Source organism: Pseudomonas gozinkensis (assembly GCF_014863585.1).
GTDB classification, from domain to species: Bacteria; Pseudomonadota; Gammaproteobacteria; order Pseudomonadales; family Pseudomonadaceae; genus Aquipseudomonas; species Aquipseudomonas gozinkensis.
This window is the reverse complement of record NZ_CP062253.1, coordinates 553,834-573,977: the sequence shown is the minus strand read 5'-3', so window position 1 is coordinate 573,977 and position 20,144 is coordinate 553,834. Positions and strand designations below refer to the sequence as shown.

Genomic DNA, 20,144 nt, shown 5'->3' with positions numbered 1-20,144 from the left:
GTTCATGGGGTCGGGGAAGGCCGTAGGACAAGTCACAAGGATTTGTCGCCACATGCCTTACCCGGATTCAACTGCAGAAATGTCTTACGCGCTGGTGAAAACAATCACGCAGTGCCCGAGACATCCTTGGGCAACCGCTGATCAATCACCTGATACAACGCACTGCTTTCAGGCCAGTTACGCATGAACCGCGCTCGATCCCGGGCATAGGCCGGGGCGAAGCTGCCCACCGAGCCGTGCTGGCACATCGAATCCAGATCGATCAGCGCCCAGCGGTCTTCCTGCCAGAACAGGTTGTGCCCCTTGAAGTCGCCATGGCTGATACGTTCGGCGATCAACCGTGCAAACAGCTGATCCAGCGCCTGCAACTCGCTTTCCGGCGCCGCACCGCTTTCAACATACGGCGCAAAGCGCTCGATGATGTCCGGCCCGGCCAGGTGCTCGGTGATCAGATAGGCCTTGCTGCGCAGCCAGAGAAAACGGGTTTCCAGCACCGCCAGCGGTTTGGGCGTGGCGATGCCGAGGAACGCCAGGCGATTGCCTTCGCGCCAGGAATGCCAGGCGCGGCTTGGACGCCAGAAGCGCTTGAGCCAATGGGCAAAATTCTTGATGTTGTAGCGCTTGATCACCAGTGCACGTCCGGCAACCTCGACCTTGCCGACACTGGCCGCGCCGCCGGTCTTGTACAGATGGCCCTGATCGAGCAAGGCGTCGGCCTGCTCCAGCACCGGCAGCATCGCGGGTTCTTCTTCACGACGGATCGAACGCAGGCCAAAGGCTCCGCGTCGCACACTGAACAACGTGCATTCACGACCGACCTTGATCAGGAAATCCTTCAACCGCCAGGCGCGCACCTTGTCGATCTGCTTCTGCAAGGCTTCCAGCGGCAGCGCGTGCTCGCTGTTGCTCAGCAGGTAATACACCAGTAGTTCTTCGGTGAACGGCTCGAGCGACTTGGGCAATTGGGCGAAGAACACCCCGAGGTTTTCCAGCACTTTCTGCCGGGACAACGGTTGGCCGGCGTTTTCCGCACAGATGCCCGCGCCATCGATCAGATACAGCTGACCACCGTGGCGCAACAGGTTGTCCAGGTGCAGGTCTTCCTGCCACAAGCCTTTGCCGTGTAACTGGCCAATGGCGCCAAGCGCTTCGGCCAGCACCGCCGACTGCTCGTCGGCCAGCACCGGCAAGGATTCGACCTTGTTCCAGGCATCGCCGAGGCTTTCGGCGCCTTCGAGGAACTCGAACAGCAGCCAGCCACCCTCGCCGTCCTTCAGGCCATCGGCCAGCAGCAACGGCGTGGTCATGCCCTGAGCAGCGAGCAGTTTCACACCTTCCAGTTCACGCTGAAAATGCCGCGCAGCCTTGCTACCGACCAACAGTTTGGCCAGCACCGGACGCCCGCGCCACACACCGGCACCGACGTACCGCTGCCCCGGCAACACCCGCAACAGACTGAGCAATTGCAGATCTGCCGTTCCGGCCGCATCGGCCAGCGAAACCGTCAGCGGTAGACTCGGCGTGCGCCCGGCGCTTTTCAGGTCGGACAATTGCATCAGCGGGTCTCCTTGCGACTGCGCCGTGCAGTCAGCCGCGTGACCCAGCTATCGACCAGCGAACTGTTCGTCGATTGATCGAGATACGCTGCCAACAACTCACGCAATTGCGCGTCGCTCCACTCCGGCGCGCGGCGCAGCAGCGGTTCCAGGTCCTTGACCCGGTCACGCAAACCGAACAACAGCGGACGGGTCTTTTCCAGGTCGATCAACTGCGCCTGATAGCCATCGCCTTCGGCGCGCAGGAAGATGTGCTTTGGATAGAAGCAGCCGTGCACCTGACGTACACCGTGCAGATGGCGCGCCAGCAACCCGCAAGCCTTGAGAATTGCCGATTGCTGCGCGGCATCGAGGTCCGACCAGCGCTGCAACAGCGAATCGAGATCGTCCCAACCGTCCAGCGCGCGGGTCAGCAGGATCGCACGGACTTCGCCGTTGACCTTGCGCTCACCGAAGAACGCCGCCTGCAACGCCGGAATGCCGAGCTTGTTGTAACGACTGATGTTGCGAAATTCCCGGGCGAAGGTCGGCTCGCCGAAGGGCGCGTGCAAGGTGCGGGTCAGGTAGTTGCACTGGCGCTTGAGGTAATAGCCATGCCCTTCCAGCTCCAGACGAAAAACGCTGCTCCAGCCACCACCATCGGTGTTGGGCTCATCCACGGCGTCGAGCTGCTTGGACCACAGCGCATCGAACGTGCCGAGGCCGTGGCGCTCCAGCAGCGCACGGTCTTCAGCGGCCAGAAAATCAGTCATTCGCGTCCCTCGAAAAATCTCACCACGTGGCGAATCCGTTGCTTGTCGGCGGCATTCAGCCGATCACGTCCACGGTATTGCAGGTAGAAGCGCAGGCGCTGCGTGTTCGACAGATGATACTTGGCCACTTTGTCGAGACAGGCCAGATCCTTGGTGATCCGGTACTTGAGCCAGAAGCCGCGCCAGAAATCGCCGTTCGGGCAGTCGATCAGAAACAGCTGCGCCTGATCGTCGATCAGCAGGTTGCGCCACTTCAGATCGTTATGGGTGAAGCGGTGGTCGTGCATGACACGCGTGTAACCGGCCAGCTGCCGGCTGACGCCATCGACCCAGGCGCGATCCTTGAGCTTGGGATCATTGCGCTCGGCCAGTGCCGACAGGTCTTCGGTGCGCGGCAGTTCACGGGTGATCATCGCTCCGCGATCGTAGGCCATGCCATTGCGTTCCAGACCCCACGCCACCACTTCGGCGGTGGGAATGCCCCACTTGGCGAAGCGCTTGAGGTTCTGCCATTCCATCTTCACCCGGGGCTTGCCCAGATAACGCCGCAGGCCTTTGCCGGCGCCGACGTAGCGCTTGACGTAATAATTGACGCCGTTGAGTTCCACGCGAATGACTTCGGACAAGGGATCGCGAGTCAGGCGCTCGCCCTGAAGGGCAAAGACCGCTTCGAGGCTACCGAAATACTGCGCAAGTTCACGGTACTCAGGCTCCAGATTCCAACCCGCCATCAGAGCGCATCCCCGTAACGCTGCTTGCGCGCGTAGAGCTTGTTGGCCTTGCCTTCGAGCCAGCTCAGCAGCGGTGCTTCTTCAGCCAGGATCTGGCGCAGCGGTTGCTGGAAGTAGCCTTTGAGGAAGCGCAGCTTGTCGCGACGGGTCAGGCCGATATCCAGCGCGGAAAAGTACAGCGCCGCCAGATCCTTGTTGCGCCAGCGCTGGGTGATCGCCGGGCGGGTCTGGGCGCGGTGCAGGTCGATCACCGAGAGTTTGAAATCTTCCGGGGTGACCGGTTTGTCGGTGTGCAACAGGAAGTGGCAGATGTAGCAGTCGCGGTGGTTGACCCCCGCGCGGTGCATCATGCCGGTCATGCGCGCGACCTCGGCGATCAGCGCCCGCTTGAGTTTTGGCTGCGGCGGTTGCTTGACCCAGTCGATGCTGAAGTCTTCAAGGCTGATGGTCGGCGCCAGCTCTTCGGTGACGATGAACGAATGCTGATCCGCCGGGTTGCTGCCCTTCTCGCCGTACGCGACGGCGGTCATGGTCGGCACACCGACTTCCTGCAAGCGCTGAATGGCTTTCCATTCCTGACCCGCGCCGAGTACAGGCAGCTTGGCGGTCAGCAGATTCTTGAAGATCTCGCCCCAGCCAATACCCCGATGAATCTTGACGAAAAAGCCATTGCCGTCGACTTCCGTGCGCAACGTCCGGCGGGCTTCCAGCTCGCGGTACACCTCGCCCTGCAAGCCTTCGACTTCCACGAACGCATCGCGGCCAGCCCACAGGCTCTTGAACGGTTCAGCCAGCATCAACTTCATTTAAGCGTGCTCCGCCAGAATCACATCGGCCGCGTGCTGCGGCATGCTGTAGAGGTCGGCCGTCTCGGCGAAGGCCAGACCGTTGCGGCTCCAGGCCGCCCGTGCAGCGTCGTCATTCAACATGTCAGTCAGGTATTGCGTCAGTTGCGCCTGATCGAACGGCTCGTCCAGTACTCGCCCGGCGTCGGCCTCGGCGATGTAATGGGCATAACCGCAGACCGCGCTGACCAGCACCGGCAACCCGGCGACCAGCGCTTCCAACAGCACCGTGCCGGTGTTTTCGTTGTACGCCGGGTGGATCAACAGATCGGCGCCGAGCAGGAAACGCGGGATATCGCTACGCCCCTTGAGGAACGTCACGTTGTCGCCCAGGCCCAGCGTCGCACTCTGCATCTGGAACAATTTGGGGTCATCCTGGCCGATTACAAACAGTCGGGTGCGTTTCTTCAGCTCGGCGGGCAAGGCGGCCAGCGCTTTCAGGCTGCGATCGACGCCCTTGGTCTTGAACCCGGAGCCGATCTGCACCAGCAGCAGTTCGTTGTCCTTGAGGTTGAATTCGGCGCGGAAACCGGCGCGAATCTCGTCGGCATCCGCAGGGCGTCGACGATCCTGGGCAATGCCCGGCGGCAGCAGGTGGAAGCGTTCCAGCGGCGTGTCGTAATGCTTGATGAACAGCGGCTGCTGTACTTCGGAGATCATCAGCACTTCGGTCTTCGCGTCTTTGGCGAACACTGCGCGCTCGTACTCGGCGAAATGGCGGTAACGGCCCCAGCGGCGATACAGCGAATTGCGCAGGTTCTGCGCCTTGTCTTCGAAGCAGCCATCGGCGGCGTAGTAGACGTCCAGCCCCGGCATCTTGTTGAAGCCGATCAGGCGATCCACCGGGCGTTTGGCCAGGTCCGCTTCCATCCACGCGCTGAGTTTTTCATTGCGGCGGTGATTGAAGAACGCCTTGACCGGCGCCACCAGCACTTCGAAACCGGGCGGTACGTCGCCTTCCCAGATCAAGGTGTAGACGCGGATCTGGTGCCCGCGCTTCTGGCATTCGAGGGCGATGCGCATGAAATCGCGCTGCAAACCGCCGAACGGGAAATATTTGTACAGGACAAAAGCCAATTGCATCAGCGCAGCTCCTCAGCCATCAACAACGTGCTCAGTCGGCTGGCAACACGCTCGGGATTCAGACGCGTGAAGCACAGGGGCCACTCGCGTTTCAGGTCAAACTGACGGGCATCCTGCGCGGTCGGTTGATACGTACATTTCTTTTGCAGGCACGGCGCGCACGGGAAATCGCTGCCGAGGTGAATCTGCAGCTTGCCGTACGCGCCGGTCAGGCCCGGATTGGTCGGGCCGAACAGGGAAATCGTCGGCACATCCAGCGCCGCGGCCAGATGGCCGAGACCGGTGTCTACCGCAACGCAGGCCTGGGCGCCGGCCAGCACCTTGCCGACACCGGCCAGGTTCAGCTTCGGCAGCACTTCGGCGTGGTTGAAACCGGCGGCGATGCGCTCGGCCCGGGCCTTCTCCAGCGGGTTGCCCCACGGCAGCCTGATCCCGACGCCGAGGTAGCCGACCCGTTCGGTCAGCTCGCGCCAGTAGGCTTCCGGCCAGTGCTTGGTGTCCCAGGTGGTGCCATGGAGGAACACTACGTAGGCATTCTTGCGCGGCAACTCGACCAGACGCTCGACGTTGAGGCCGTAATCGCCCAGGCCCTTGGGCAAGTCGTAACCCAAAGCAATCGCGAACAACTGGCGCACACGCTCGACGGCGTGCTGCCCACGGGCCACCGCCAGTTTGCGGTCATAAAAACGTGCGGCGATCGGCTCGCGGGCCGAACCCTTGTCGAGACCGGCCACCGGGGCTTTGACGTAGCGGGTCAGCCAGGCGCTTTTCAGCAGGCCCTGAGCGTCGATCACCAGATCATATTTGTTCGCACGAACGGACTGCTTGAAGCGCTTCCACTCACCGCTGGTGATGGTTTTCCAGATGTTTTTGCGCCAGCGGCGAATCGCCACCGGAATCACTTTGCCTACGGCCGGGTGCCAGGTCGGGATCTCGGCGAAACCTTCTTCCACCACCCAGTCGAACTTGATCCCGGGAATGGCCCGGGCGGCGTCGGTCAGCGCCGGCAACGCGTGAATCACGTCGCCCAGCGATGAAGTCTTGATCAGCAATACCCGCAAGTTAATGAACCTCGACCACAGAGCCCTGCAAACGCTGCAAGGCATCGTTGACCGCGTCCGGCATCAGCTGGCGCAGGCAGTTGTAATGGCCGAAACGGCAGGTGCGGTCGAAACACGGGCTGCAATCGAGGCCCAGACGGACGATTTCCACGTGTTCGGCCAGCGGCGGGGTGAAACCTGGCGACGTCGAACCGTAGACCGCCACCAACGGGCGATTCAGCGCAGCGGCCACGTGCATCAGGCCGGAATCGTTGGAGACAACCGAGTCGGCGCAGGACATCAGGTCGATGGCCTCGGCCAGCGAAGTGCCGCCGCTGAGGTTCACGGACTCTTCGCGCAGGCCCGGAATCAGCCGCGCGCGAATGTCTTCGCCGACCGCGTGATCGTTCTTCGAGCCGAACAGCCAGACCTGCCAGCCTTCGCGAATCCGCGCCTCGGCGACCTTGGCGTAATGCTCGGACGGCCAGCGCTTGGCTTCGCCGAATTCGGCGCCGGGGCACAACACCAGCACCGGACGGTCGAGAGTCAGACCGAACTTGGCCAAGGCGGCCTCGCGGGTCACCGGATCGATTTGCAGACTCGGGCGCGGATACGGTTTCGGCAGGTCGGCGTTCGGCTCGTAAGCCAGCGCCATGAAACGCTCGATCATCAGCGGATAACGTTCTTTATCCAGCGTGCGCACGTCATTGAGCAGGCCGTAGCGGAATTCGCCGCGCCAGCCGGTGCGTTTCGGGATGCCGGCGAAGAACGGCACCAGTGCCGACTTCAACGAGTTCGGCAGCAGGATCGCCTGGTCGTACTGACCGGCCAGGGATTTGCCGATCCGCCGACGGGTCGCCAGCTCCAGCGCGCCGTGGCCGAGCGGGAAGCTCAAGGCCTTGCGCACTTCGGGCATGCGTTCGAGGATCGGCCGGCTCCACTCGGGGGCCAGCACGTCGATTTCGCACTGCGGGTGGCGCTGCTTGAGACACTGAAACAGTGTCTGCGCCATCACCATGTCACCGACCCAACTGGGCCCAACGATCAGAATATTCATGTGGTTTCCATAAACGAACCGGGGAGGCTTTACGCCTCCCCGTCTCGACAATCACTGTGAGAGCACCGGAAGCTGCGATGGGACATTACCTTCAACATTTCTGCCGACTGCTTGCTCGCGAAAAGGCCGGCACATTCAACATCGACATCGCCTGACACTCCGCTATCGCGGGCAAGCCCGCTCCCACAGGGTTTTGCATCTGTTCACGTATCTGCCATTCACCGCAGATTACTGTGGGAGCGAGCTTGCTCGCGATGGGCCGGCACATTCAACATCGACATCGCCTGACACTCCGCTATCGCGGGCAAGCCCGCTCCCACATTTAAAGCGTTTCAGCTTAGCCCCAGCTCACGCCAGATCCGCATCACCTGCCGCCGTTCGTCCGCGAACTGATCGCCCGATATCACCCCGGCGTCCTTCTGCAAGGCCTGCCGGTGGGCGGCGGAACGATAGGCCTTGTAGGCCTCGCGCAACAGGCTGGCGTCTTCGGCAGGCATCAGCCCTTCCTGCTCCAGCTCTTCCAGAATGCGGATATTGTCCGTCCAGCGCAGCAACGGCGGGTGGGTTTGCGACCACGCCAGAGCCGCGTATTGCACCATAAATTCAATATCGACGATACCTCCGGCGTCCTGCTTGAGGTCGAACGGCGCCGTGGCCTCGAAGGCATTCGCCGCGGTGCCGGCGGCGGTGCTCTTGCTGCCGAGGTTGTCGCGCATCTTGGCGCGCATCTCGCTCACTTCCTGTTGCAGTTTCGCGAGGTCCCGCGCCTTGCCCAACACCTGGGCCCGGACATTCTCGAACGCCTGCCCGACATCCTTGCTGCCCACCAGCACCCGCGCCCGCACCAGCGCCTGATGTTCCCAGGTCCAGGCTTCATTTTCCTGATAGCGCGCAAACGCGCCGAGCGAACTGACCAACAGCCCGGACGCCCCGGACGGACGCAAGCGCATGTCCACTTCGTACAACTGACCGGAGTTGGTCTGCGCCGTCAGCAAGTGGATGATCCGCTGGCCGAGCCGGGTGAAGAACTGCGTGCCATCGATGGGTTTCGGGCCATCGGTTTCGGCCTGCTGGTCACCATCGTGGATGAACACCAGGTCCAGGTCCGAACCATGCCCCAACTCGATCCCGCCGACTTTCCCATAACCGACAATGATGAAGCCGGGATCGCACAGCGTGCCGTCGGTGCGCAGCGGTGTGCCGTACTTGGCCACAGTCTGGCGCCAGGCCAGAGCCAGCACTTGCTCCAGAATCGCTTCGGCCAGCCAGGTCAGGTAATCGCTGACTTTCATCAATGGCAGGCTACCGGCGATTTCCGAGGCGGCGACGCGCAAGCGGTGCGCCAGTTTGAAATGGCGCAGGGCTTCCATCTGTTGTTCGAGGTCGTCTTCCGGGATCCGGGTCAGGCGCTCGCGCAATTCGGCGGCCAGTTCCGGCGCCAGCGGAGGCTTGAACAGCCGGCCTTCGTTAAGCAATTCATCGAGCAACAGCGGGAAACGGGTGATCTGCTCGGCGATCCACGGGCTGGCGGCACACAACGTCAGCAAACGCCGCAGCGCGCCGGGGTTTTCGGTCAGCAGTACCAGATAAGCCGAGCGCCGGGCCACCGCTTCGACCAGCGGCAGCACCCGCTCCAGCACCAGATCGGGATTTTCATGCTCCACCGCCTGGGCGAGCAGGCGCGGAATGAAGGCATCGAGACGCTCGCGCCCCAGACGCTGCATCGCCCGCAACTGCGGGCTGGCACGCAGGCTCGTCAATGCCTTCAAGGCCTTGGTCGCGTCGGCGAAACCGCCTTCCTCCAATTGGCGGCAGGCCGCTTCTTCGTCCTGAGCCTCTTCCCACAGCGGCAGCCATTCGCCACCGACCACCACTTCACTCTCGACGCCTTCGTCCTCATCGGGATCGGCGATCACTTGCGCGAAGTGCCAGGCTACTCGGCCGCGCCAGAACATCAGCTTCTCGTGGAACGCCTCCCAGTCGGCGAAACCCAGCATGAACGCAATGCGCGCCTGATCCTGAGCGCTGTCCGGCAGCATCTGGGTCTGGCGGTCGGCAATCGCCTGGATCGCGTGTTCGGTGTAACGCAGGAATTCGTAACCTTCGCGCAGCTCGCTGATCACCGCCGGCGGCAGATAGCCCTGCCCTTCAAGCGTGCTCAACACCTTTAATAGAGGGCGCTGTTGCAGACTCAGGTCGCGACCGCCGTGAATCAGTTGAAAGGCCTGGGCGATGAACTCGACTTCGCGGATACCGCCCGAGCCAAGCTTGATGTTGTCGGCCATGCCCTTGCGCCGCACTTCCTGCTGGATCAGCTGCTTCATGGTGCGCAGCGCTTCGATCGCCGAGAAGTCCAGATAGCGCCGGTACACGAACGGCCGCAGCATTTCCTGCAACTGCTCGCCGGCCACCTGATCGCCGGCCACCACCCGCGACTTGATCATCGCGTAGCGTTCCCAGTCGCGGCCCTGATCCTGGTAATACTGCTCCAGCGCATTGAAGCTCAGCACCAGCGCGCCGGACGAGCCGTACGGGCGCAGGCGCATGTCGACGCGGAACACGAAGCCGTCGACGGTGATCGGGTCGAGAGCCTTGATCAGGCGCTGGCCGAGGCGGATGAAGAATTCCTGGTTATCCAGCGGGCGCTTCACGCCGACGGTTTCGCCGCCCTCGGGGTAGGCGAAGATCAGGTCGATGTCCGAGGACAGGTTCAGCTCCACCGCGCCGAGCTTGCCCATGCCGAGGATGACCATCTGCTGCGGTTCGCCGCTGCGCCGGCCAGTCGGTGTGCCGAACTGGTCGCAATGGCGACGGTACAACCATTGATAGGCCTGATCGATGCTGGCGTCGGCCATGTCCGAGAGATCGCGGCAGGTCTGCACCAGGTCGGCCTGGCGGTTGAGGTCGCGCCAGATGATCCGCACCTGATGCCGGGTGCGCTGACGGCGCAGTGCTCGCCCGAGTTCATCTTCGGTCTGCGCGGTGCTGACCGCCTCTGCAATCTGCCCACACAATTCGCCGGGGGCGAACGGCCGGTCCAGCTCGCCGGACTGCACCAGCGACAACAACATCAAAGGGTCACGAACGCTCTGTTCAATGACGAAATCGCTGGCGGCACTGACGCGGGCGAACTGCGCCCAGCGTTCCGGCGTCCAGGACGAGAAGCCGAGATCGTCTTCCAGTTGACCGACAGCCGCACGGAACGACTGCTCCGATCGGCTGACCAACGGCAGGAGAATGGCGGGCAGTTCGGCAAGCGCGGGCAGGGTCATGGTCTATCCTTGATCGGCGTGTAAATGGCCGCTTGTAGTGATGATTGAAAAACCGCTACGCGAAGGACTGTCGAACAAAAGTGAGAAATAGCTGAAATTTCTTTTTCTTTGGCAGCCAGCATCAAACTTTCACCTTTTACGGATGGCTAAAGACCAACCTTAACGATTATTCTCACAACGCAGCCGGAGGCCACAAGCCTTTCATCTGTAGTTTTACTACTCGTCTATACATTCGAAAGGCTGAAATGCCGGATGATTTGTAGTAAAACTACACGCCGCCGGAACAACCTGTCGGCAATCCAAGAATTTTAAATCGTCTGCCCACAAGGCCAGTCGCAAACTCAGGCAACCGATTCTGGAAGCCTTTCCGCCCTGGAGCAAGCCATGCAAGACCTCGATCCCGTCGAAACCCAGGAATGGCTGGACGCCCTGGAATCGGTTCTCGACAAAGAAGGCGAAGACCGTGCTCACTATCTGATGACCCGTATGGGTGAACTGGCAACCCGCAGCGGTTCACAGCTCCCTTACGCCATCACCACGCCTTACCGCAACACGATCCCCGTTACCCACGAAGCACGCATGCCTGGCGACCTGTTCATGGAACGCCGCATTCGCTCGCTGGTACGCTGGAACGCGATGGCGATGGTAATGCGTACGAACCTGAAAGATTCTGACCTGGGTGGTCACATCTCCAGCTTCGCTTCCAGTGCGACCCTGTACGACATCGGCTTCAACTACTTCTTCCAGGCCCCGACCGACGAACACGGCGGCGACCTGATCTACTTCCAGGGCCACACCTCGCCAGGCGTTTACGCCCGTGCATTCATGGAAGGCCGCATCACCGAAGACCAGATGAACAACTTCCGCCAGGAAGTCGACGGTCAGGGCCTCTCGTCCTACCCGCACCCTTGGCTGATGCCTGACTTCTGGCAGTTCCCGACCGTTTCGATGGGTCTGGGTCCGATCCAGGCGATCTACCAGGCACGCTTCATGAAGTACCTGGAACACCGCGGCTTCATCCAGCCGGGCAAACAGAAAGTCTGGTGCTTCCTGGGCGACGGCGAGTGCGACGAGCCGGAATCCCTGGGCGCGATCTCCCTGGCCGGCCGCGAGAAGCTGGACAACCTGATCTTCGTCATCAACTGCAACCTGCAGCGCCTCGACGGCCCGGTTCGCGGCAACGGCAAGATCATCCAGGAACTCGAAGGCGTGTTCCGCGGTGCTCAGTGGAACGTGACCAAAGTCATCTGGGGCCGCTTCTGGGACCCACTGCTGGCCAAGGACGTCGACGGCATCCTGCAACGTCGCATGGACGAAGTCATCGACGGCGAGTATCAGAACTACAAGGCCAAAGACGGCGCATTCGTTCGTGAACACTTCTTCAACACGCCAGAACTCAAGGCGATGGTTGCAGACCTGTCCGACGACGAGATCTGGAAACTCAACCGTGGCGGCCACGACCCGTACAAGGTCTACGCGGCGTACCACGAAGCGGTCAACCACAAAGAACAACCGACCGTCATCCTGGCCAAGACCATCAAGGGTTACGGTACCGGTGCGGGCGAAGCGAAGAACACCGCACACAACACCAAGAAAGTCGACGTCGACAGCCTGAAGCTGTTCCGCGACCGCTTCGACATTCCGGTGAAAGACGAAGAGCTGGAAAACCTGCCGTTCTTCAAGCCTGAGCCAAACAGCGCCGAAGCCCGTTACCTGGCCGAGCGTCGCTCTGCACTGGGCGGTTTCGTCCCTCAGCGCCGCGCACAAAGCTTCAGCGTACCGACTCCGGATCTGGACACCCTCAAGGCAATCCTCGACGGTTCCGGCGACCGTGAAATTTCCACCACCATGGCCTTCGTGCGGATCCTCGCGCAACTGGTCAAGGACAAGGAAATCGGCCCGCGCATCGTTCCGATCATCCCGGACGAAGCCCGTACCTTCGGTATGGAAGGCATGTTCCGTCAGCTGGGCATCTACTCGTCCGTCGGCCAGCTCTACGAGCCAGTCGATAAAGACCAGGTGATGTTCTACAAGGAAGACCAGAAAGGTCAGATCCTTGAAGAAGGCATCAACGAAGCAGGCGCCATGAGCTCCTTCATCGCCGCCGGTACTTCGTACTCCAGCCACAACCAGCCAATGCTGCCGTTCTACATCTTCTACTCGATGTTCGGCTTCCAGCGTATCGGCGATCTGGCCTGGGCCGCTGGCGACAGCCGCACCCGTGGCTTCCTGATCGGCGGCACCGCCGGCCGTACCACCCTGAACGGTGAAGGCCTGCAGCACGAAGACGGTCACAGCCACCTGCTGGCTGCCACCATCCCGAACTGCCGCACCTACGATCCGACCTACGGCTACGAGCTGGCGGTGATCATTCAGGACGGCATGAAGAAGATGACCGAAGAGCAACAGGACATCTTCTATTACATCACCGTGATGAACGAGTCCTACCAGCAGCCAGCCATGCCGGCCGGTGCCGAAGAAGGCATCAAGAAAGGCATGTACCTGCTGGAAGAAGACACCCGCGATGCGGCGCACCACGTACAGCTGATGGGCTCCGGCACCATCCTGCGTGAAGTCCGTGAAGCGGCGAAGATCCTGCGTGAAGAGTTCAACATCGGCGCCGATGTGTGGAGCGTCACCAGCTTCAACGAACTGCGTCGCGACGGCCTGGCCGTAGAGCGCAGCAACCGTCTGAAACCTGGCCAGAAGCCTAAACAGAGCTACGTCGAAGAGTGCCTGAGCGGCCGTAAGGGTCCGGTCATCGCATCGACCGACTACATGAAACTGTTCGCCGAGCAGATCCGTCAGTGGGTACCGTCCAAGGAATTCAAAGTCCTGGGCACCGACGGTTTCGGTCGCAGCGACAGCCGCAAGAAACTGCGTCATTTCTTCGAAGTCGACCGTCATTTCGTGGTGTTGGCAGCCCTGGAAGCACTGGCTGACCGTGGTGATATCGAACCTAAAGTCGTGGCCGAGGCCATTACCAGGTTCGGCATCGACCCGGAAAAACGCAACCCACTGGACTGCTGAGGAGAAACTTTGTGAGCGAACTCATTCGCGTACCTGACATCGGCAGCGGTGAAGGTGAAGTAATCGAACTGTTTGTGAAGGTCGGCGACCGTATCGAAGCCGACCAGAGCATCCTGACCCTGGAATCGGACAAGGCCAGCATGGAAGTGCCAGCCCCGAAGGCCGGGGTCATCAAGAGCCTGAAAGTGAAGCTGGGCGACCGTCTGAAAGAAGGCGACGAACTGCTGGAACTGGAAGTCGAGGGCGCCGCGCAAGCGGCCCCTGCTCCGGCTGCTGCTCCTGCCGCCAAGGCTGAAGCTGCGCCGGCTGCCGCGCCTGCACCGGCTGCGCCTGCCGCCGCTCCAGCTGCCGCTTCGGTTCAACAAGTGCACGTGCCGGACATCGGTTCGTCGGGCAAGGCCCAGATCATCGAGATCCAGGTCAAGGTCGGCGACACCGTCGAGGCTGATCAGTCGCTGATCACCCTGGAATCCGACAAGGCGAGCATGGAAATCCCGTCGCCTGCCGCTGGCGTGGTCAAGGCCATCAGCGTCAAGTTGAATGACGAAGTCGGCACCGGCGACCTGATCCTGGATCTGGAAGTGGCGGGTGCTGCGGCCCCTGCGGCTGCCGCTCCGGCCCAGGCTGCTGCTCCAGCCGCTGCCGCTGCGCCGGCTCCGGCTGCCGCACCTGCAGCTCCGGTTGCCGACAGCGTTCAGGACATCCACGTTCCGGACATCGGTTCGGCCGGCAAGGCCAAGATCATCGAAGTACTGGTCAAGGCTGGCGACAGCGTTGAAGCCGACCAGTCGCTGATCACTCTGGAATCCGACAAGGCAAGCATGGAAATCCCGTCGCCTGCCGCGGGCGTGGTGGAAAGCATTTCCATCAAGCTGGACGACGAAGTCGGCACCGGCGACCTGATCCTCAAGCTGAAAGTCAAAGGCGCCGCTCCGGCTGCTGCCCCGGCTCCAGCTGCCGCTGCTGCTCCGAGCGCTCCGGCGCCGGCCGCTGCTGCTCCAGCTGCCGCTGCACCTGCTGCCGCCGCTCCGGTTGCTGCTCCAGCCAAGCCAGGTGCGAAAGTTCACGCCGGCCCTGCCGTGCGTCAACTGGCACGCGAATTCGGCGTCGAGCTGAGCGCTGTCGGCGCCAGCGGTCCGCACGGTCGCATCCTGAAAGAAGACGTGCAGACCTACGTCAAAGCCATGATGCAGAAGGCCAAGGAAGCACCGGCCGCTGCTGCTGGCGCAACCGGTGGCGCGGGCATCCCGCCGATTCCGGTCGTCGACTTCAGCCGTTTCGGCGAAATCGAAGAAGTGCCGATGACCCGCCTGATGCAGGTCGGCGCTGCCAACCTGCACCGCAGCTGGCTGAACGTGCCGCACGTAACGCAATTCGACTCGGCGGATATCACCGAACTGGAAGCGTTCCGCACCGCACAGAAAGCTGTCGCAGAGAAGGCCGGCGTCAAGCTGACCATCCTGCCGCTGCTGCTCAAGTCCTGCGCACACCTGCTCAAGGAACTGCCGGACTTCAACAGCTCGCTGGCTCCAAGCGGCAAGGCGATCATCCGCAAGAAATACGTGAACATCGGCTTCGCCGTCGACACCCCGGATGGCCTGCTGGTACCGGTCATCAAAAACGTCGACCAGAAGAGCCTGCTGCAACTGGCCGCCGAGGCCGCTTCCCTGGCTGAAAAAGCCCGGACCAAGAAGCTCTCGTCGGACGAGATGCAAGGCGCCTGCTTCACCATTTCCAGCCTCGGCCACATTGGCGGCACCGGCTTCACGCCGATCGTCAACGCGCCGGAAGTGGCGATCCTCGGTGTTTCCAAGGCAACCATCCAGCCAGTCTGGGACGGCAAAGCCTTCCAGCCGAAACTGATGCTGCCACTGTCGCTGTCCTACGATCACCGTGTGATCAACGGCGCCGCTGCTGCACGCTTCACCAAGCGTCTGAGCGACCTGCTGGCGGACATCCGCACCATCCTGCTGTAAAGCGCTCGGCCCTCCGGCAACGGAGGGCCGACCGTGCTCCACGTTTTCGAGCGCCACACGCTCGTACCTCAACCCCGTCAGTTTGGCGGGGCTTTTTTTTGCCTGAAATAACTGTCGTCCGCACTTTTCCCACAACTTGCGCTGATATAGACCACGACCCGAGTCCACTTCCTGTCGATATTTTTCAGCAACACGCAACTAACCTTGGCACATCAAAGTTGCACCAATAACACCGGACAACTTTATTCTCACCAACACTTATTCGAATGGATTCGAACATGCTAAAACCTACCGTCGGCCCGATTATTGGCCACACAACAACTAACCAGGCGCGAATATTTATTCGTGGCGGGCTGCAACATAACGCGGCCGTATTTGCCGGCATACGTTACCGGCCACTGAATTCGAAACAATGGCAGCCGGGCCAGTTCGTCAAACTTGACTCAACCCGCGACATGACTGAAGTGCTGGTACTCGATTATCTGGAAGCTGACACCGACTACGAATACCAGACCGGCTGGTTCAGCCCCATGAGTCCCGTCCACACTATCCACAGCGTGGCGGAGTTGCCGCTGCAATGGCCACGGGAGACGTATCGCCTGCGCACCCGCAGCAGCCAGCCTTTGCAGCCTCGCGCCTACATCCTCGGCTCCTGCCGTTACCTGCGCATGACCGCCGGCGTCCCGGTGCTCCCGCATCTGGGCGACCGGATCTTCGCGTCCATCAGCCAGTTGATCGAGGGTGCACAACCGGCAATCAGCGCAATCATGATGTGTGGCGATCAGATCTACGCCGACGACTTGAACCTGTTCGCCCCGGATCGCGACTATGACGAGTTCATTGCAAAGTATCGCGCGGCGTTTTCCCTGCCTAATATTCGACGATTGATGTCCGGCACTTCGACCTACATGATCCTGGACGATCACGAAATAGAAGATAACTGGCCAATGAACGCCCATGAGTCCGATAAAACGCTTTATCGCAACGCAATGGCGACTTACGATATTTATCAAGCGAGTCATAGCCCGATCTGTTCAACAACAACTAGCGGAACAATTGATCGCACGACACTGAAGCATTATTGGTATCAATTCAGCGATGGCGATATCGAATGGTTTGTGACGGACAGTCGAACTCGCCGCAACTTGTCGAACGACGACCGCCGCATCCTCGATGAAGAACAGGAACAGGCCTTGTGCAAGTGGCTGGTGGAGAGCCCGGCACGGGTCAAGTTCGTGGTCACCAGCGTCATGCTCTACCCAGACCGCAAAATGAACGGCGATGATGCCTGGGCAGGCTTCCCCGAACAGCGCCTGCGCCTGCTGGAAACCATCCGCCAGCATCGGCTCAAGAACGTCGTGTTCATTTCCGGCGATGTGCATGGCTCGCTGACCAGTCGCCTGACACACAGCGAAGACACGGACTTTGAAGTGCACACCGTCGTGTCCTCACCGCTGAGCAACAGCAAACTGCTGCCCTACGCCACCGCCGCGACCTTCATGCTCGACAAGCCGCTGGCGCAGACCGAGGCAGGTGAATACCGGCACGCGCTGACCAGCCAGGTGATCAGCCAGGACAACTTCGCACACATGGTGGTCGAGGCCGGGCGGATCCAGGTCAACTATCACGACCGGGATGGCAGGCACCTGCAATCCATCGATATTCCGTTGCGATGAATCCAGCGGCACGGCCGTTCCGGATGCCGGAAGGCTCTGGAACGGACATCTTCACGCTGCGCAGCATTAGTTTCCGGCATGTGCTGGAGAAATGTTCACTGCAGCCGACATATTCTTATAGCACTTGGCCTTCATGTCTCTTGTCAGTCGGTGCCGCAATGATGCAACCTTGCCGCAGGCAACAGTAAAGAGGGCGCGAGCCCGGCGCGTTCAGCAAATTTCCAAGCGAGTTCCCTTCATGAAGAGCCAACCCGATGCCGCCAGCCGTATGGTGGCCGAGGTAGTGACGCAGTTGCCTGTGCCCTCGCGGCTCGGCATGCTGCGTTTCGAGCGCCTGAATGAAGCCAGCTGGGCGATGCTGTTTCTCGATCCCAACTGCGAACGCCAGTTCGGCCAGCCCGCCGTTGAACTCTGCGCTTTGGTCGGCTCGCCCTACGCCAGCCTGATGGAGCCCGAAGCGCGTTATCAGTTGCACGACGCGATCCAGCAACAATTGCGCGACAGCCCGCACTATCTGGTGCGCTATACCCTGCACACCGCCGCCGGTGCGCTGAGCATTCTCGAACTCGGCGAAGCCTACAAACAGCACAACCGTCACTTGCTGCGCGGTTACCTGCTGGCGGTCGACGATGTGTTCGACGAAGCGCCGCCGCTGCAGTCCGTCGACCTGGAAACCCAGAACTCGCGCCTGCAAATCGCCCTTGAGCTCAATCAGCGTGCCCAGCAGGAACAGCTGCAACACCTGGAGCGAGTGCGCGCCCAACAGGATCTGATCCTGTTGCTGGCCCGCCAGCGCTACAGCAGCCAGAACTCCCTGCAGGAAGCCGCCGAGCTGATCACCCGCTGTGCCTGCGATATCTACGAAATCGACTGCGCCAGCCTGTGGAACCTCGAAGGCCAGAAGCTGGTGCCGATCTCGGCGTACCACCGTGCCACCCAGGAATACATCCTGCCGGACGTGATCGACGTCAGCGACTTCCCCGATTACATGGACGCGCTGCACGGCAGCCGCGCCATCGATGCACACAACGCGATGCGTGACCCGCGAACCCGGGAAATGGCCGAAGCCCTGCGCCCGCGTGACGTCAATGCCATGCTCGACGCCAGCATCCGCGTCGACGGCCAGGTGGTCGGCGTGCTGTGCCTGGAGCAGACCGGCGTCACCCGCGCCTGGCAGTCCGACGAAATCGCCTTTGCCGGTGAACTGGCCGACCAGTTCGCCCAGGTCATCAACAACCACAACCGCCGCACCGCCACCAGCGCCCTGCACCTGTTCCAGCGTGCGGTCGAGCAAAGTGCAAACGCCTTTTTGCTGGTCAATTGCGACGGCGTGGTCGAGTACGTCAACCCGAGCTTCACCGCGATCACCCAGTACACCACCGAGGAAGTCCACGGCCAGCGCCTGTCGGAGTTGCCGGCCCTGGAAAACCTCAGCGAGCTGCTGTTCGACGCGCCGTCGGCGCTGGCCAAGAGCAACAGCTGGCAGGGCGAATTCAAGAGCCGCCGCAAGAACCTCGAACCCTACTGGGGCCAGTTGTCGATTTCCAAGGTCTACGGCGACAACCGTGAGCTGACGCATTACATCGGCATCTACGAAGACATCACCCAGACCAAACTGGCGCAGCAGCGCATCGAGCGCCTGGCCTACACCGACAACCTGACCAACCTCGGTAACCGCCCTGCATTTATCCGCAATCTGGACGAACGCTTCGCCCGGGATAGCGATACCCCGATCAGCCTGCTGCTGGTGGACATCGATAACTTCAAGCGGATCAACGACAGCCTCGGTCACCAGACCGGCGACAAACTGTTGATCAGCCTGGCCCGGCGCCTGCGTAACAGCCTCAGCCCGAGTGGCAGCCTGGCGCGGTTCGCCAGTAACGAGTTCGCGGTGTTGCTCGACAACACCGACCTTGAGGCCGGGCAGCAGATCGCCAGCCAGTTACTGCTGACCCTCGACAAACCGATGTTCGTCGACAACCAGTTGATCAGCGTCACCGGCTCCGTGGGCCTGGCCTGCGCGCCGCTGCACGGCCGCGACCCGCAGACCCTGATGCGCAACGCCGGCCTCGCCCTGCACAAGGCCAAGGCCAACGGCAAACATCAGGTGCAGGTGTTCACCGAGGCGCTGAACGCCGAGGCCAGCTACAAACTGTTCGTCGAAAACAACCTGCGCCGCGCCCTGACCCAGAATGAACTGGACGTGTTCTACCAACCGAAGCTGTGCCTGCGCAGTGGTCGTCTGCTGGGCATGGAAGCGCTGTTGCGCTGGAACCACCCGGAGCGCGGCATGATCCGCCCGGATCAGTTCATCAGCGTCGCAGAGGAAACCGGCCTGATCATTCCGATCGGCAAGTGGATTGCCCGCCAGGCCTGCCGCATGAGCAAGGCGCTGACCGCCGCCGGCATGGGCAATCTGCAAGTGGCGATCAACCTGTCGCCCAAGCAGTTCTCCGACCCCGACCTGGTGGCCTCCATCGCCAACATCCTCAAGGAAGAAGCGCTGCCGGCCAATCTGCTGGAACTGGAGCTGACCGAAGGCTTGCTGCTGGAAGCCACCGAAGACACCCACTTGCAGCTCGACCAGCTCAAGCGTCTGGGCCTGACTCTGGCCATGGACGACTTCGGCACCGGCTATTCGTCGCTCAGCTACCTGAAGAAATTCCCGATCGACATCATCAAGATCGATCGCAGCTTCATCCACGAAATCCCGGATAACCAGGACGACATGGAAATCACCTCCGCCGTGATTGCCATGGCCCACAACCTGAAACTCAAGGTCGTGGCCGAAGGCATCGAGACCGCCGAGCAACTGGCGTTCCTGCGCCGGCACCGCTGCGACGTCGGCCAGGGCTACCTGTTCGACCGGCCGATTCCGGGTGCCGAACTGATCCAGGCGCTCAAGCGCTACCCGCGCGGCCCGCTCTGCCTCTAAATCCCATAATCCCCCCCAACCCTGTGGGAGCGAGCTTGCTCGCGAAGGCGGTGGGTCAGTCACTGCAAATGTTGAATGGATCGCCGCCTTCGCGAGCAAGCTCGCTCCCACATTTGAATAGTGCGAAATCGGGCATCATTGGGCACACTGGTGGTCAGCTTATAGACATCCCATCCTGACTGAGAGGAACG

At 61.4% G+C, this 20,144-nt stretch carries 13 protein-coding genes; 4 read left to right on the top strand and 9 right to left on the bottom strand.

Going from position 1 to position 20,144, the window contains the following annotated elements:
* Window positions 1-104 precede the first annotated feature (104 nt).
* The 9 genes from IHQ43_RS02485 to IHQ43_RS29665 all read right to left on the bottom strand — a co-directional run bounded on the left by IHQ43_RS02485 (window position 105) and on the right by IHQ43_RS29665 (window position 10,458).
* Window positions 105-1,556: a lipopolysaccharide kinase InaA family protein gene (locus IHQ43_RS02485; protein WP_192563258.1), complete on the bottom strand. Its 1,452-nt coding sequence runs from the start codon at window positions 1,554-1,556 to the stop codon at window positions 105-107.
* Window positions 1,556-2,308 carry a lipopolysaccharide kinase InaA family protein gene (locus IHQ43_RS02480; protein WP_192563257.1) on the bottom strand — a complete coding sequence of 251 codons (753 nt, stop codon included), beginning with the start codon at window positions 2,306-2,308 and terminating at the stop codon, window positions 1,556-1,558. The genes IHQ43_RS02485 and IHQ43_RS02480 overlap by 1 nt, the downstream gene beginning before the upstream one ends.
* On the bottom strand, window positions 2,305-3,039 hold the full coding sequence (locus tag IHQ43_RS02475; protein ID WP_192563256.1) for a lipopolysaccharide kinase InaA family protein: 735 nt from the start codon (window positions 3,037-3,039) through the stop codon (window positions 2,305-2,307). The genes IHQ43_RS02480 and IHQ43_RS02475 overlap by 4 nt, the downstream gene beginning before the upstream one ends.
* Window positions 3,039-3,845 (bottom strand): lipopolysaccharide core heptose(I) kinase RfaP, encoded by an 807-nt coding sequence (gene rfaP, locus IHQ43_RS02470; RefSeq protein WP_085608461.1) that lies wholly within the window; start codon window positions 3,843-3,845, stop codon window positions 3,039-3,041. Before rfaP ends, IHQ43_RS02475 begins: the two co-directional genes overlap by 1 nt.
* Window positions 3,846-4,967 (bottom strand): glycosyltransferase family 4 protein, encoded by a 1,122-nt coding sequence (locus IHQ43_RS02465; RefSeq protein ID WP_192563255.1) that lies wholly within the window; start codon window positions 4,965-4,967, stop codon window positions 3,846-3,848.
* Window positions 4,967-6,028: a lipopolysaccharide heptosyltransferase I gene (gene waaC, locus IHQ43_RS02460; protein ID WP_192563254.1), complete on the bottom strand. Its 1,062-nt coding sequence runs from the start codon at window positions 6,026-6,028 to the stop codon at window positions 4,967-4,969. The genes IHQ43_RS02465 and waaC overlap by 1 nt, the downstream gene beginning before the upstream one ends.
* A gap of 1 nt (window position 6,029) precedes the next feature.
* Window positions 6,030-7,064: a lipopolysaccharide heptosyltransferase II gene (waaF, locus tag IHQ43_RS02455; protein ID WP_192563253.1), complete on the bottom strand. Its 1,035-nt coding sequence runs from the start codon at window positions 7,062-7,064 to the stop codon at window positions 6,030-6,032.
* 332 nt (window positions 7,065-7,396) lie between these two features.
* Entirely contained in the window at window positions 7,397-10,336 is a 2,940-nt protein-coding gene (gene glnE / locus IHQ43_RS02450) for a bifunctional [glutamate--ammonia ligase]-adenylyl-L-tyrosine phosphorylase/[glutamate--ammonia-ligase] adenylyltransferase (RefSeq protein WP_192563252.1), read from the bottom strand.
* Window positions 10,333-10,458: a hypothetical protein gene (locus IHQ43_RS29665; protein ID WP_255261909.1), complete on the bottom strand. Its 126-nt coding sequence runs from the start codon at window positions 10,456-10,458 to the stop codon at window positions 10,333-10,335. The genes glnE and IHQ43_RS29665 overlap by 4 nt, the downstream gene beginning before the upstream one ends.
* A 262-nt stretch (window positions 10,459-10,720) precedes the next feature.
* Here IHQ43_RS29665 and aceE point away from each other — a divergent pair, with 262 nt between their 5' ends.
* The 4 genes from aceE to IHQ43_RS02430 all read left to right on the top strand — a co-directional run bounded on the left by aceE (window position 10,721) and on the right by IHQ43_RS02430 (window position 19,953).
* The gene (aceE, locus tag IHQ43_RS02445; protein WP_192563251.1) at window positions 10,721-13,366 is read left to right on the top strand and encodes a pyruvate dehydrogenase (acetyl-transferring), homodimeric type; all 2,646 of its coding nucleotides are present in this window, start codon (window positions 10,721-10,723) and stop codon (window positions 13,364-13,366) included.
* An 11-nt stretch (window positions 13,367-13,377) separates the two neighbouring features.
* On the top strand, window positions 13,378-15,342 hold the full coding sequence (gene aceF / locus IHQ43_RS02440) for a dihydrolipoyllysine-residue acetyltransferase (protein ID WP_192563250.1): 1,965 nt from the start codon (window positions 13,378-13,380) through the stop codon (window positions 15,340-15,342).
* 278 nt (window positions 15,343-15,620) lie between these two features.
* A complete protein-coding gene (locus IHQ43_RS02435) occupies window positions 15,621-17,018 on the top strand; it encodes an alkaline phosphatase D family protein (RefSeq protein WP_192563249.1) in 1,398 nt (465 codons plus the stop codon).
* Between the two features lie 238 nt (window positions 17,019-17,256).
* Window positions 17,257-19,953 (top strand): putative bifunctional diguanylate cyclase/phosphodiesterase, encoded by a 2,697-nt coding sequence (locus IHQ43_RS02430; protein WP_192563248.1) that lies wholly within the window; start codon window positions 17,257-17,259, stop codon window positions 19,951-19,953.
* The last annotated feature ends 191 nt before the right edge of the window (window positions 19,954-20,144 follow it).